This is a genomic window from Streptomyces sp. NPDC058637 (assembly GCF_042717325.1).
Taxonomy (GTDB): Bacteria; Actinomycetota; Actinomycetes; order Streptomycetales; family Streptomycetaceae; genus Streptomyces.
Genome location: NZ_JBHXRD010000054.1, coordinates 20,598 through 33,375, shown reverse-complemented (window position 1 = coordinate 33,375; position 12,778 = coordinate 20,598). Strand labels below are relative to the sequence as shown.

Here is a 12,778-nt window from a genome sequence, read left to right as displayed (position 1 = left end):
CCCCACCTGGCCGCCCCAGCGCCCGCCGGTGTCGCCCCGGTCAACGCCACCGGGGTCCCCCCGCCCGCATCCCCGGGCACCGCACGCACCCGGCCGGGAGCCGCCCGGGGCGACAACGCCCGGGGCGGCTCCCGGTGACCGGCGTCAGCTGAAGATGATCATCGAGCCCTGGGCGAGGCTGCGGGTGGCCGCCGCGTGCAGGCCGAGCCAGACGTGCCGTTCGCGGGCGAACGGGCTCTCGTCGTGCAGGATCGGCCCGGCCGGCTCCTCCAGCGTGGTCGGTCCGATGGGCGGGAGCGGGGCGGCCGGAGGGTTGGCCGGATCGATGCCGATGGCCGGACCGACGAACTCCAGCTCCCGCAGCAGGCCGTGCGAGGAGCCCAGCGGGCCGCCGCCCTCCAGCAGTCGGTCGTTGGAGAGCGGTGCGGGGAAGTCCAGCGGTACGTAGGCCCCGGCGTGGTCGTAGTGCCAGACCAGGTGCGACTGCTGGGCGCTCTGCTCGAACATCTCCAGCAGTTGCTCGTAGTCCCCGCCGAGCGCGTCGACGGGTGTGACGGCGAGCCCGCTCAGCTGGAGCAGGTAGGCGCGGCGCAGGAAGTGCAGGGCGTCGTAGTCGAAGCCGGCGACCGGGGCGACGTCCCCGGTGAGGCCGGGCATGTAGGCGTAGACGGGGACGGGCGGCAGGCCCGCCTCGCCCAGCGCCTTGTCGTAGACGGCGATCTCTTCGGCGAAGGGGTTGTCGGGGCTGTGGCACAGCACATCGACGAGGGGGACCAGCCACAGGTCACAGGCCACGAAGTCTCGCTCTCCAACGGGTTCGTGCGATGGTCGGGACAGCGTAATGCGGCCCGTGCCCGGCGCACAGAGCGCGGGTCGGACACCGCTCGGCGGGGGTGCCCGGTGCTCCCGGGCCGGGGCGCGCCCGCGGGGTGTGTGTGCGGCTCAGCCGTCCCCGTGGCCGGGGTGCGGGGGGTTGCCCGCGGCCAGCCGGTCCGCCCAGTTCAGCCCGTGCCGGTGGTAGTCGTCCAGTACCGCGCGCACCGCGGCGCCGTCGACGGCCGCGATGGCCTCGACGAGGTCCTGGTGGCGGTTCCACAGCCATTCCCGCACGTCGGCGTCCCCCCGCAGGTAGGGGACGGCGAAGACCCACGCCTGGACGCGCAGCCGGTGCAGGAAGTCGGTGATGTAGGTGTTGCCGGCGATCACGCCGAGCTCCCGCCAGAAGCGCAGGTCGTAGCCGATCAGGATGTCGAGGTCGCCGCAGCGCGCGGCGCGGGCGGCCTCCTCGGCCCGGCGGCGCACGGAGACCACGGCGGCGCGGTGGGTGGCGAGCAGCTCGGAGGCGGGACCCGCCCCGTCGACGATGCCCCGGAACACCCCGTCTATGACCAGGGCGCGTGCCTCCACCATGGACCGGTAGTCGGCGACGGTGAATTCGCGGACCCGGAAGCCCCGGTGCTGGTCGGATTCGAGGAGGCCCTGCGCGGAGAGGTCGAACAGCGCTTCGCGTACGGGCGTCGCGGACACCCCGTACTGCTCGGCGATCTGTTTGACGGTGAATTCGACCCGCGGCCGGAGACGCCCCGCGAGCACCTCGTCACGCAGCGCGTCGGCGATCTGCTGCCGCAGCGTACTGCGGGTCACACCTCCGCTCGCACCCATGACGCCCCTCCCGGTTCTCGGCTCCGGTCACCTTAGACCGACCGGCAGGGGCGTCCGGTCCCGCGCCTACCGGACCGTGTGCCCGTCGGCCACCGTGAGGGCCGCGTCCAGGGCTGCGAGGCCCTCCTCGGCCTCGGCCTCGGTGACGTTGCAGGCGGGGACCACGTGGGTGCGGTTCATGTTGATGAAGGGCCAGAGGCCGTTCCTCCTGCAGGCCGCCCCGAAGGCCGCCATCGGGGCGTTGGCGCCGCCCGTCGCGTTGTACGGGACCAGCGGCTCGCGGGTCTCCCTGTTCCTGACCAGTTCCAGTGCCCAGAACGCGCCGAGGCCGCGGACCTCGCCGACCGAGGGGTGCCGTTCGGCGAGTTCGCGCAGACCGGGACCGAGGATGTGCTCGCCGAGGTGTGCGGCGCTCTCGACGATCTTCTCGTCCTCCATCACGTTGATCGTCGCGACGGCGGCGGCGCAGGCCAGCGGGTGGCCGGAGTAGGTGAGGCCGCCGGGGTAGGGGCGGGTCTCGAAGGTGGCGGCGATCTCGGCGCTGATGGCGACGCCGCCGAGGGGTACGTAACCGGAGTTGACGCCCTTCGCGAACGTCAGCAGGTCCGGCACCACGTCGTGGTGGTCGGCCGCGAACCACTTGCCGGTACGCCCGAATCCGGCCATCACCTCGTCCAGGACGAAGACGATCCCGTACCGGTCGCAGATCTCGCGGACGCCCGCCAGGTAGCCCGGCGGGGGCGTCATGATGCCGGCGGTGCCGGGGACGGTCTCCAGGATGACGGCGGCGACGGTCGAGGGGCCCTCGAAGGCGAGGGTGTCCTCCAGGTGCTGGAGCGCGCGGGCGCACTCCTCGGCCTCCGTCAGCGCGTAGAAGGGCGAGCGGTAAAGGAAGGGCGCCCAGAAGCGGACGACACCCGCGGACCCGTTGTCGGACGCCCAACGGCGCGGGTCCCCGGTGAGGTTGATCGCGGTGGAGGTCGCCCCGTGGTACGAGCGGTAGGCGGAGAGCACCTTCGTGCGGCCGGTGTGCAGCCGGGCCAGCCGGACTGCGTTCTCGACGGCCTCCGCGCCCCCGTTGGTGAAGAAGATCTTGTCCAGGTCGCCGGGGGTACGCCCGGCGATGAGGCGTGCGGCCTCGGAGCGCGCCTCGATGGCGAACGCGGGGGCGAAGGTGGCGAGCTTGCCGGCCTGTTCCTGGATCGCGGCGACGACCGTGGGGTGCTGGTAGCCGATGTTGGTGAAGACGAGGCCGCTGGTGAAGTCGAGGTAGCGGTTGCCGTCGTAGTCCCAGAAGTACGCCCCCTCGGCGCCGGCGACGGCGAGCGGGTCGATCAGACCCTGGGCGGACCAGGAGTGGAACACATGCGCACGGTCGGCGGCCTTCACGGCCGCGCCCGCGGCGGAGTCGACGTACGGAGCACGAGAGGCATGAGGGGTCATGCGGCGAGCGTAGGCGTCCGCCCGGTGTCGCTCCATGGCCACTGTGTACGGCCTGGGGCGTGGCGCTCGGCAGGGTGTCGGGTCCACGGTCGCACCACGTTGACAGCATGCTGCCTTCATGACAGCCTTCTGTCATAGAAGCGGCGGGTTCCGTACTCCCCCAGGAGGTCACCATGACCGGCACGACCGTCCATCTGGCCGTCTACGACACGTTCGCCGACTGGGAGCCGGGCTTCGCGACCGCCCATCTCACCCAGCACGGCCACACCGTTCGGACCGTAGGGCCGACCAGCGCCCCGGTCACCACCATGGGCGGGCTGCGGGTGGTGCCCGACCTCGCGCTCGACGGCCTGCGCCCCGAGGACAGCGCGCTGCTCGTCCTCACCGGCGCCTCCCTCTGGGACACCGGCGACACCCTCGCCCCCTTCGCCCGCACCGCACGCGCCTTCCTGGACGCGGGGGTTCCCGTGGCGGCCGTCTGCGGGGCGACCGCCGGCCTCGCCCGTGAGGGCCTGCTCGACGACCGGACGCACACGAGCGCGGTGTCCTTCTACCTCGCCGCCACGGGATACGCGGGCGGCCCGCACTACACCGAGGCCGACGCCGTGACGGATCCCGGCGGGCCAGGGACGGGTGCGCTGATCACCGCCGGGCCGACCGAGCCCGTCGCCTTCGCCCGCGAGATCCTCGGCCTGCTCGGGGTGTACGGGCCGGAGAAGCTGGACGCGTGGTTCCGGCTCTTCCACGACTCGGACGCGAGCGCCTACGAGGTGCTCCAGGGATGAGCGGCGGGGATCAGGACCGGTTCAGCCGCACGGCCCTCGGGGTGTTCCGCCTCAACGGGCAGTTCCTGTCCGTGGCGGAGGAACTGGCGCGGCCGGCCGGGCTGACGGCGGCGTGGTGGCAGGTGCTCGGCGCGGTCCTGGCCGAGCCGCTCCCCGTGTCGGGGATCGCCCGCGCGATGGGGATCACCCGGCAGAGTGTGCAGCGGATCGCGGATCTGCTGGTGGACAGGGGCCTCGCGGAGTACCTGCCGAACCCGGCCCACCGCCGGGCCAAGCTGCTCCGGCCCACCGGGGAGGGGCGGGCCTCGGTGGACCGGATCGGCCCGGGCCACGCGGAGTTCGCGGCGCGGCTGGCCGAGGAGCTGGGCGAGGAGGGGTTCGCGGAGACCGTACGGGTGCTGGAGCGGCTGTCCGCGGCGATGGACTCGGTGACGGCGGATACGCGGTGAGGGCGGGGCCCCGCTGTACTCGGTGCCACCGGGCCACAGGCCGGTGACGGCGGTACACGACGCGGCCAGGGCAGCGGCCCCCGTGACGGCTGCCATGGCGGAACCCTCATGACCGCGCACGGCGGCCGCGTCGGGCCACGGACGGGTTCGGACGGGAATCGGACGGACACCGGGGCCCGGACCGGGCCTGCGTCGCTCCGCCCCGTCAGCCGGCCGACCCACCCGTCCGGCAACGGCTGACGCACCGTCCGTAACGGGCGGCGGCCCTCAGATCAGGCCCACCTGCATGGCGCGGGCCCCGGCCTGGAAGCGGCTACGCGCGTCAAGTGCCTCCATGGCGGAGGCCACGTCGTTGCGCACGGTTCGCACGCTGCACCCCAGCCTGCGGGCGATCGCGTCGTCCGTGAGGCCTTCCGAAAGGAGCCGCAGGACGATCTCCGAACGGGGGCGGCGGGTCGGGGCGACGGGATGCCGGCCCGTCTGCCGTACGGTCGCTCCACGCTCCCAGAACCGCTCGGCGAGGGCGCTCAGCCGCTCCAGCTCGACCGAGGACCGGACGACCCGGATCCCCTCGGTCTCGTCGACGACCACGGCGACCGCCTGGTCCATGATCATCGCGCGGGGCGGCAGGGTGCCGACCGAGCGCAGCGCGGCGCCCTCCTGCGTCAGCCACTGGGCATGGGCCATGGCGGCCGGTGCCTTGATCACCGAGGAGGCCCACACCGCACGGAACTTGGCGCCACGCCTGAGCACCATGTCCACGACGGGGCGGGAGAACTCGAAGCCGCCCTCACCGAAGTGCGGGACGAGGAACACGACCTCGCGTTCGACCTTGGCGACCAGCCGCTCGATCACGACGGACACGTCGTGACGGCTCTCGCCGCCCTCCCCGGAATCCCCGAAACGTTCCGCCTGCTCGTGCAGCGCGATGAACCTGCCGATCCGGACCGGGCAGGGCTGCGGCGAGCGGCCCTCCCGCATGCGACTGGCCAGCAGGGCCGGCAGGGCTATGCACGGCTCGACGGCCCGGAACGCCGCCCCGTCCTCTCCGGAGGCGCTGGCGAGACTCTCGGAACGCAGCGCGTCCAGCACCCGCAGCACCTGGTCCACCGGCCACGCGAGAGCCTGCGCCAGTTCCCGCGTCCGCCATACCGCGCGCTTGAGCATCGTGCGGTAGAGCAGCTCCGACCGCACATCCAGACCGATCCCCGTATCCGCCACGTCGACCTCTCGGAAGTTGCTTCCTCCGGGCAGAACCGCGCCCCTCTGAGTGGTCAACTTAGGCCGCCTCCAGCACAGACCGTGTGTTCGAGAGCCGGTTTCGACAGCTTGGTGCCACGGCCACCCGGGTTTCCCACGGTCACACTCGGGTAAACGGCACAACCGGCCATTTCCCACGGCCACTTCCCCGCCCCCCGGAAAGAGAAAGCGAGATTTCCGGGCAAGGGGACAGAAACGCCGTGCGAGCACCTGTTTCGGATGCCGAGGGGGAGCAACCCCGCCCCGCCCCACTGCGTCGCCTCGCACCCCCCGAGCCGCCGGTCCGGACGGCCGACCCAAGTCCGGTGCGGACGAATATGCCTTGCACCCATGCCCCGCACCGTCACCGTTGCACGTTCTTGCCAGGGACGTCGCCCTGTCCACATCTGCAGTTTCCTGAACGGGGGTCCGGTGGAGTGGTCCGGCCGCAGCCGCACAGAATGGCCGCGGGCGCCCGGAAGAGCCGCACAGAATCGCCGAAGGGAATGCGGCGCCCGGCGCGCCGACGGCGAAATCCCCGTACCCGCACCGCACTTGGACTCCGGTCCGGGAAAGGCTCCGTCCATGCAGCACACAGCATTCCTGATTCTCATTCCCGTTCTCTTCGTCTTCACCCTGGTCGGCCTCTCCATGGGCGCCCGGCGGCTGCTCGGCATCAGAATCGGCAAGATCCGGGCCGCGCTCGGCGGGACGGTCGGTGTCCTGGCGACGATGCAGATCATCTCGGCCATGGGCCCGAGCAGTCACCGGCCGGCCATGACCTCCGTGCAGGTGGGCTGCGGCATCCTGGTCACCATGATCTTCCTGGCGGTCTCGGAGGTCATGCTGCCCAGCAGCACGCTGACCGACATCGTGCGACTGCCCGGCGTGCTGCGCCGGCGGGTAGTACGTACCAGGCGCTACGCGGAACTCAGCGCCATAGCCATGCGGAACGGCCTCTCGCCCTCGCTGCGGGGGCTGTCGAAGGCAGGCGGCTCGCCGAAGGAGACCTCCGCGGGACGGCGCCACTCCGCACAGCGGCTGCGACGGGCGCTGGAGGAGGCGGGCGCGACGTTCGTCAAGCTCGGTCAGATGCTCTCCACCCGCTACGACCTGCTTCCCGCCGAATACGTCGAGGAGTTCTCCCGGCTGCACCACCAGGCCGCGGCGGAGCCCTGGGAGCGCGTACGGGAGCTCCTCGCCGAGGAGCTGGGCTGCGAACCGGAGGCCGTCTTCGCCGAGTTCGATCCGCGGCCGCTGGCCGCCGGATCGATGGCCCAGGTACACCTGGCCCGGCTCATGGACGGCCAGGAGGTCGCGGTGAAGATCCAGCGCCCCGGAGCCGGGCAGGTCGTGGAGCGCGACCTGGACATCCTGTTCCGGATCAGCCGCAAGCTGGAGGAACACACGCGCTGGGCGCGGAGTCTGGGGCTCGGTGAGCTGATGAACGGTTTCGCCGTATCGCTCAACGAGGAGCTGGACTTCCGGACCGAGGCCCGCAACATGGCCGCCATCATCGCCGGGGCCGCGGAGTCGGGAGCCGTCCGCACCATCCGCACGCCACGCGTGTACGAGGGGTACAGCAGCAGGCGGGTCCTGACCCTGGAGCGGCTGCACGGCGTTCCCCTCAGCTCCGCGAAGGAGCTGATCGCCGAACGCGGCCTGGACGGTGCGAAGCTCGCCGAGCAGCTGCTCGACTGCGTCCTCGAACAGATCATGCTCGGAGGCGTGTTCCACGCCGATCCGCACCCGGGGAACGTGCTGCTGCTGAGCAGCGGGGAGCTCGGTCTGATCGACTTCGGTTCGGTCGGCCGGCTCGACCGGAGGATGCGCTCCGCGCTGCAGGACCTGCTGCTCGCCCTCCACCGCAACGACCCCGCGGCGCTCAGTGACGCGCTCCTGGAGGTCGTCGAGCGCCCGGAGGAGATCGACGAGCGGAAGCTGGAGCGTTCGCTCGGCCGGTTCATGGCGCGGTGCCTGAGTCCCGGGAGCAAACCCCAGCCCGACATGTTCTCCGAGCTCTTCCAGCTCGTCGCCCAGCACGGTCTGACCGTCCCGCCGGAGGTGGCGGCGACCTTCCGGGCACTGGCCACCGTGGAGGGCACCGTCGAACGGCTCGTGCCGGACTTCGACATCGTCGCGCAGGCCCGTACCTTCGCCGCCGCACGGGTGAAGGAGCAGCTGAGCTACGAGCGGGTGAAGGAGTCGCTGATCGAGGAGGCGGTCTCGCTCACCTCGGTCCTGCGCCGGCTGCCGCGGCGGGTGGACAGGGTCAGCAGCGCGCTGGAGGGCGGCAGGCTGGGGATCCGGATACGGCTGCTGGCGGACGAACGGGACCGGCGCTTCGTGCGCGGCCTGGTCCACGACGTACTGCTGACCTTCCTGGGTGGGGTCATCGCGCTGGTCGGCTCCGTACTGCTGAGCATCGACGGCAAGCCCACGATCATCGGGTCCGTCTCGCTGAGCCAGCTGATCGGCTACAACCTGCTGGTGGTCAGCTTCATCCTGGTGCTGCGGGTGGTCTTCTCCATCTCCCGGGGCCGGGGCTGATCACGCGCGACGGCCGGGATGCGCTGTGTGCGCCTCCCGGCCGCGGGCTGTCCGGTACCGGTCACGAGGTGAGGGGGCCGTGGGTCACAACACCCGGAAGGAGCGGTTCGCGATCGGTGCGCAGACGGCGACCAGGACGCAGGAGACGCCCACGGTGGTGAGCAGTTCCGTGAGCGAGGTCTGCCCGGCGACCATGCTGCGCATCGCGTCGTTGGCGTACGAGATGGGGTTCGCCTCGGCGACGACCCGCAGCCAGGACGGCATCGACTCCGGGTCGACGAACGCGTTGGAGGCGAAGAGCAGGGGGAAGGTGCACAGCGTGGTGATCATGCGCAGGACGTCACCGTTGCGCAGCACCGCGGCCAGCGCGATGAAGATCCAGCTCATGGACCAGCCGACGAACAGGCTCAGGAGGATCGAGCCGACGACCCCGGGTATCCCGCCGGGCGGGTTGAAGCCGAAGATCAGCGCGGCCAGGACGGCCACGGCGATCAGCTGGTACAGCGACCGTGCGGCGTCCGCGAGGCTCCGGGCGAGCAGCACACTGAACCGGGAGATCGGCATCGTGTGGAACCGGGTGATCACATCGTTGCGCAGGTCGTTGATGAGACCGTTCCCGGCCTGGGCCCCGGCCGCGACCGAGGTGATGATCATGATGGCGGGGGCCAGCCCGGCGATGTACGACAGGTCGCTCCCCTGCGGGGCTACGGTGTCGCCGAGCGCGCGCAGCACGCCGCCGAACATCAGCAGCATGACCAGCGGCTCGATGAACGTGACGATGAGCACGCCGGGCTGCAGGTAGGGCCGTACGGAACGGCCGGTGAGCGCGAGGGTCTGGGTCAGCAGGCTGCTGCCACCCCAGTCCTCGGACACGCTCACGCCCGTCCGGGTGCTCGGGCGGGGTTCGGTCTCGGCGTCGATGACCGTCATCGGGACGCTCCTTCTTCGGTGAGGGGGATCGGGACGGTCATGCGGGCACCGGCTTCCTGGTGGGCTCGTGGGTCAGCTTCAGGTAGACGTCGTCCAGGGTCGGCTCGGAGAACGCGAGTTCGGCGATCTCGGTGTGCGCGTCACTCAGGATGCGTACGACGACGGCGAGGTCCGCGGCGGCCGCCACGGGGGCGATCAGCGCCGTCCCCGAGGCCTGCGGCGTCGCCCGGATGCCGGCCGCTTCCAGGGCGCGCACCGCGACCTGTACGTCGGACGGAGACACGGTCGTCACCGTCACCAGGCGCTGGCCGACCTCGGCCTTGAGCTCGGCCGGATTGCCGCCGGCGACCACGCTTCCCGCGGAGAGCACGGTGATCTGCTCGCAGAGGCGGTCGGCCTCCTCCAGGTACTGCGTGGTGAGGAGTACGGCGGTGCCGTCCTTGGCCAGCCGCTCGATGGTCTCCCACACGCCGATCCGGGCGTTCGGGTCGAGCCCGGTCGTCGGTTCGTCGAGGAAGATGACCCGGGGCCCGCCGACGAGGCTGGCCGCGATGTCCAGACGCCTGCGCATGCCTCCGGAGTACTGGAGCACCGGGCGCGTCGCCGCGTCGGTCAGCTCGAACACCTCCAGGAGTTCGTTCGCGCGGGTGACCGCCTGGCGTCGGCTCGCACCCAGCAGGCGCGCGACCAGCACGAGGTTCTCCCGCCCGTTGAGCTGCTCGTCGACCGAGGCGAACTGCCCGGTCAGGCCGATGCAGCGGCGGACGGCCTCGGCCTCGGTGGCCACGTCGTGGCCGCAGATGCGCGCGGAGCCGCCGGTCGGCGGCAGCAGGGTGGACAGGATGTGCACCAGGGTGGTCTTACCGGCTCCGTTGTGGCCGAGCAGACCGTGGATCGAACCTTCTGGAACCGAGACGTTGACACCGTTCAGTGCCTTCACGTCTCCGAACGACTTGACTACGTCGACTGCCTGAATCATGGGTTTGGCCACGTGCTCGGCCTCCGTTGCTGTTTCCGGTGGCCCGATGGCTGGCCCCGGTTCGGATGTGTGCTCGGAAAAGCCACCGCCGCCGGGTGGCGATCGTAGGACCGGGAAGCGGTGGGAATCGGGGCGCTGCAGGTTGCGGAAACCCGGAGGGCGCCGTGGGCGACGCGGTCGGTCAGGCCGCCGGTGCTTCGCTGATCCGGGCCGTGCGCGGCCGGGCCATGCGCAGGTAGTCGTCGGTGGGCAGTGCCATCGACAGGTCGAGCCGGGCGGCGTTGAAATACAGCACGTCGTGGCGGAGCAGGTCCTCGTCGACGATCAGTTCGAGGTCGGGGTGGAAGGAGAACGGGATGATGGAGCCGCTGACCGAGCCCGCCAGCCGCTCCGCGGTGTCGCGGGGCGCGAAGCCGGCCTTGCGGCCGCCCGCGAGCTCCGCGATCCGGCCGAGGTCGACGCGCCGGTCACCGGGCACGACGGCCAGGACGTACCGGCAGGTCCGCTTGCTCGGACGGGCCGCCACGACCAGGGACTTGGCGCTCTGTGCGAGGGCGTGCCCGCGCAGCGCGCTGGCGGCCTCCGTACGGCCCTCCGGTGCGTGTGCGATCAGCCGGTAGGCGGCGCCGTGCAGGTCCGCCAGCCGGCACAGCCGCAGGTACGCGGTCCCGTCACCCGGTACGGCTCCGTCCGGTGCCGCGTCGTCCCGGCCGGTGGGCGCGGCACCGTCCGGATCGTCGGGTGCCGCGTCGTCCCGGCCCGCGGGCGGTGCCGTGCGTCCGGGAGGGTGCGCTGTCGTCATCTCACACCCGGCCGGCACTCATATGGTGATGCCGCCGTCGATCTGGAGGACCGATCCGGTGATGTAGCCGGCGCGGTCGCCCGCCAGGAAGGCGACGAGGTCGGCGACCTCCTCGGCCCGCCCGAAGCGGCGCAGCGGGATCTGCTTGGCCGCGTCCTTCTTGACCTTGTCGGCCAGTTCGGCCGTCATGTCGGTCTCGATGAAGCCGGGTGCCACCGCGTTGACGCGGATGCCGTACCGGCCCACCTCCTTGGCGAGTGCCTTGGAGAAGCCGATGATGCCCGCCTTGGACGCGGAGTAGTTGGACTGCGTCGCGTTGCCGTGAACGCCCGCGACCGAGGAGACGTTGATGATCGTGCCGGACTTCCGCTTCATCATCTCGAAGACGACCGAGCGGCAGACGTTGTAGACGCCGTCGAGATTGGTGTCCAGGACGCTGTGCCAGTCCTCGTCGGACATGAGCAGCAGCGGGTTGTCGCGGGTGATGCCCGCGGAGCAGACCACCACCTCGACCGGGCCCAGTTCGGACTCCGTCCTGGCCACCCATTCCCTGACGGACGCGGCGTCGGTCACGTCGACCCGTACCGCCAAGGCGCGTACGCCGAGTTCGCCCGCCTCCTTCTCCAGCGCCAGCGCTGCCCGCTCGTCGGACCGGTAGCAGAAACTGACGTCGTGGCCCTCGGCCGCGAGCCGCAGCACGACGGCCCGCCCGATGCCGCGCGATCCGCCACTCACCAGGGCGACGCGCGCCCCGTTGTCGTCTGTCATGACTTCTCTCCTCACCGGCTGCCGGTCAGCGCAGCGCTGTTCCGGCCGGCGTGTTCGGGGTCGAGTTGTTCGCGCGGGCGGAAGGCCACGGTGACGGTGCCGATGGTCAGCACCGGTTCGTCGCCGGTCCGGCTGCCGCCTTCGAGGACGAGGGTGTCGTTCACGGCGCGCCGCAGCCGGACGTGGTGCTCGATCACGTCGCCGGGGAACACCCGCCGGTGGAACTCCACGTCCCGCAGGGAGCCGAACAGCATGGTCCGGCCCTCGGCGGGGCCTTCGTCCGACCAGGTGGCCAGCAGGCCGGCGGTCTGGGTCCACGACTCCAGCAGCAGGAAGTCCGGGTAGGCGAAGTCCGCCTCCGAGGGCTCCGCGCCGAGCCGCGCGTACCAGGGTTCGTTGAGCGTGACGGCCTTGACCGACCGGATCTCGTCGGCGCCTGCCGCGAGGATCCGGTCGACCAGGAGCATCGGGTAGCGGTGGGGCAGCGCGGCGCGTACCCCCGCGGAGCCGCTCATGCGGCCGCCCCCTGCCGGTAGCGGCAGCGGACCGAGGCTGCCGGGCCCCGGCCGGTCCCCACCTTCGCCGTGCAGCGCCAGTCGGCCCCGCGCGGCTCCCAGACCAGCTCGATCTCCAGTACGTCGCCCGGGTGGACGGCGGACAGGAAGCGGCCTGACTCGACCGCGGTGAACCGGAGTTCCCCGGCAGCGGGCGGTACGGAGGTCTCCGCGGCGGTGCGCACGCACTCCAGCACGCACACGCCGGGGAAGATCGGGAAGTCCGGGTAGTGCCCGGCGAAGACGGGTTCGTCCGCGCCGATCGCCACCGTGTACCGGGCGGACCACTTCCCCGTGTCCGGGTCGGGGCCCGGCTCCCGCACCGTCTCCGGGCGGGCCAGCACCGCTGTGCTCACGGACGCCCCGCCAGCTTGCGCAGTACTTCGCCGTAGGCGCTGTTCAGCGTACGTACCGTCCGCATCTCCTGCTCGGCGAACTTGATGCCGTACTTCCGTTCGAGGACGACGACGACCTCCAGGGCCATCAGCGAATCGACCCCGAGCCTGTCCACGAAGTCCGTGTCGTCCCCGACGTCGGACACGTCGGCGTCGATGGTGTCGGCCAGCAACGTCCGCAGCTCTTCTCGATCGAGCCGCGCCACCGCGTCGGTTGTCATG

General features: G+C 71.5%; 14 protein-coding genes. 3 read left to right on the top strand and 11 right to left on the bottom strand.

The annotated features are described in order from the left end of the window. Positions 1-144 precede the first annotated feature (144 nt). From ACFWVP_RS33520 to ACFWVP_RS33510, 3 genes are all read right to left on the bottom strand, one after another. The gene (locus ACFWVP_RS33520; RefSeq protein WP_384501774.1) at positions 145-795 is read right to left on the bottom strand and encodes a hypothetical protein; all 651 of its coding nucleotides are present in this window, start codon (positions 793-795) and stop codon (positions 145-147) included. Positions 796-942: 147 nt separating this feature from the next. Continuing rightward, positions 943-1,662: a GntR family transcriptional regulator gene (locus ACFWVP_RS33515; RefSeq protein WP_384501773.1), complete on the bottom strand. Its 720-nt coding sequence runs from the start codon at positions 1,660-1,662 to the stop codon at positions 943-945. Between the two features lie 66 nt (positions 1,663-1,728). Further along, on the bottom strand, positions 1,729-3,105 hold the full coding sequence (locus ACFWVP_RS33510) for an aspartate aminotransferase family protein (RefSeq protein ID WP_384501772.1): 1,377 nt from the start codon (positions 3,103-3,105) through the stop codon (positions 1,729-1,731). 173 nt (positions 3,106-3,278) lie between these two features. Here ACFWVP_RS33510 and ACFWVP_RS33505 point away from each other — a divergent pair, with 173 nt between their 5' ends. Together ACFWVP_RS33505 and ACFWVP_RS33500 are read left to right on the top strand one after the other, a co-directional pair. Next, positions 3,279-3,890 (top strand): DJ-1/PfpI family protein, encoded by a 612-nt coding sequence (locus tag ACFWVP_RS33505; RefSeq protein WP_384501771.1) that lies wholly within the window; start codon positions 3,279-3,281, stop codon positions 3,888-3,890. After that, a complete protein-coding gene (locus ACFWVP_RS33500) occupies positions 3,887-4,339 on the top strand; it encodes a MarR family winged helix-turn-helix transcriptional regulator (protein ID WP_384501770.1) in 453 nt (150 codons plus the stop codon). The genes ACFWVP_RS33505 and ACFWVP_RS33500 overlap by 4 nt, the downstream gene beginning before the upstream one ends. Before the next feature lie 267 nt (positions 4,340-4,606). Here the strand turns inward: ACFWVP_RS33500 and ACFWVP_RS33495 are convergent, their stop codons facing one another. After that, on the bottom strand, positions 4,607-5,617 hold the full coding sequence (locus ACFWVP_RS33495) for a helix-turn-helix domain-containing protein (protein ID WP_384501769.1): 1,011 nt from the start codon (positions 5,615-5,617) through the stop codon (positions 4,607-4,609). Positions 5,618-6,163: 546 nt separating this feature from the next. Between ACFWVP_RS33495 and ACFWVP_RS33490 the strand changes: the two genes are divergently transcribed. After that, the gene (locus ACFWVP_RS33490; protein ID WP_384501768.1) at positions 6,164-8,128 is read left to right on the top strand and encodes an ABC1 kinase family protein; all 1,965 of its coding nucleotides are present in this window, start codon (positions 6,164-6,166) and stop codon (positions 8,126-8,128) included. Between the two features lie 84 nt (positions 8,129-8,212). Here the strand turns inward: ACFWVP_RS33490 and ACFWVP_RS33485 are convergent, their stop codons facing one another. From ACFWVP_RS33485 to ACFWVP_RS33455, 7 genes are all read right to left on the bottom strand, one after another. Continuing rightward, entirely contained in the window at positions 8,213-9,058 is an 846-nt protein-coding gene (locus ACFWVP_RS33485; protein ID WP_384501767.1) for an ABC transporter permease, read from the bottom strand. Between the two features lie 37 nt (positions 9,059-9,095). Further along, positions 9,096-10,037: an ATP-binding cassette domain-containing protein gene (locus ACFWVP_RS33480; protein WP_384501766.1), complete on the bottom strand. Its 942-nt coding sequence runs from the start codon at positions 10,035-10,037 to the stop codon at positions 9,096-9,098. 181 nt (positions 10,038-10,218) lie between these two features. After that, positions 10,219-10,839: a YbaK/EbsC family protein gene (locus tag ACFWVP_RS33475; protein ID WP_384501765.1), complete on the bottom strand. Its 621-nt coding sequence runs from the start codon at positions 10,837-10,839 to the stop codon at positions 10,219-10,221. Positions 10,840-10,857: 18 nt separating this feature from the next. Next, a complete protein-coding gene (gene fabG / locus ACFWVP_RS33470; protein ID WP_384501764.1) occupies positions 10,858-11,607 on the bottom strand; it encodes a 3-oxoacyl-[acyl-carrier-protein] reductase in 750 nt (249 codons plus the stop codon). Between the two features lie 11 nt (positions 11,608-11,618). Beyond that, positions 11,619-12,122, bottom strand: coding sequence for a 3-hydroxyacyl-ACP dehydratase FabZ family protein (locus tag ACFWVP_RS33465; protein WP_384501763.1), 504 nt, complete (start codon positions 12,120-12,122; stop codon positions 11,619-11,621). Continuing rightward, on the bottom strand, positions 12,119-12,517 hold the full coding sequence (locus tag ACFWVP_RS33460) for a 3-hydroxyacyl-ACP dehydratase FabZ family protein (protein ID WP_384501762.1): 399 nt from the start codon (positions 12,515-12,517) through the stop codon (positions 12,119-12,121). The genes ACFWVP_RS33465 and ACFWVP_RS33460 overlap by 4 nt, the downstream gene beginning before the upstream one ends. After that, complete coding sequence (locus tag ACFWVP_RS33455; protein ID WP_384501761.1) at positions 12,514-12,777, bottom strand: acyl carrier protein; 264 nt, start codon at positions 12,775-12,777, stop codon at positions 12,514-12,516. The genes ACFWVP_RS33460 and ACFWVP_RS33455 overlap by 4 nt, the downstream gene beginning before the upstream one ends. Position 12,778: the final 1 nt, after the last annotated feature.

Coding starts and splice junctions, on each gene's coding strand:
- ACFWVP_RS33500 (WP_384501770.1), top strand. CDS start 3,887: ATGAGCGGCGGGGATCAGGACCGGTTCAGCCGCACGGCCCTCGGGGTG.
- ACFWVP_RS33485 (WP_384501767.1), bottom strand. CDS start 9,058: ATGACGGTCATCGACGCCGAGACCGAACCCCGCCCGAGCACCCGGACG.
- ACFWVP_RS33455 (WP_384501761.1), bottom strand. CDS start 12,777: ATGACAACCGACGCGGTGGCGCGGCTCGATCGAGAAGAGCTGCGGACG.
- ACFWVP_RS33465 (WP_384501763.1), bottom strand. CDS start 12,122: ATGAGCGGCTCCGCGGGGGTACGCGCCGCGCTGCCCCACCGCTACCCG.
- ACFWVP_RS33515 (WP_384501773.1), bottom strand. CDS start 1,662: ATGGGTGCGAGCGGAGGTGTGACCCGCAGTACGCTGCGGCAGCAGATC.
- ACFWVP_RS33475 (WP_384501765.1), bottom strand. CDS start 10,839: ATGACGACAGCGCACCCTCCCGGACGCACGGCACCGCCCGCGGGCCGG.
- ACFWVP_RS33490 (WP_384501768.1), top strand. CDS start 6,164: ATGCAGCACACAGCATTCCTGATTCTCATTCCCGTTCTCTTCGTCTTC.
- ACFWVP_RS33480 (WP_384501766.1), bottom strand. CDS start 10,037: ATGATTCAGGCAGTCGACGTAGTCAAGTCGTTCGGAGACGTGAAGGCA.
- ACFWVP_RS33510 (WP_384501772.1), bottom strand. CDS start 3,105: ATGACCCCTCATGCCTCTCGTGCTCCGTACGTCGACTCCGCCGCGGGC.
- ACFWVP_RS33505 (WP_384501771.1), top strand. CDS start 3,279: ATGACCGGCACGACCGTCCATCTGGCCGTCTACGACACGTTCGCCGAC.
- fabG (WP_384501764.1), bottom strand. CDS start 11,607: ATGACAGACGACAACGGGGCGCGCGTCGCCCTGGTGAGTGGCGGATCG.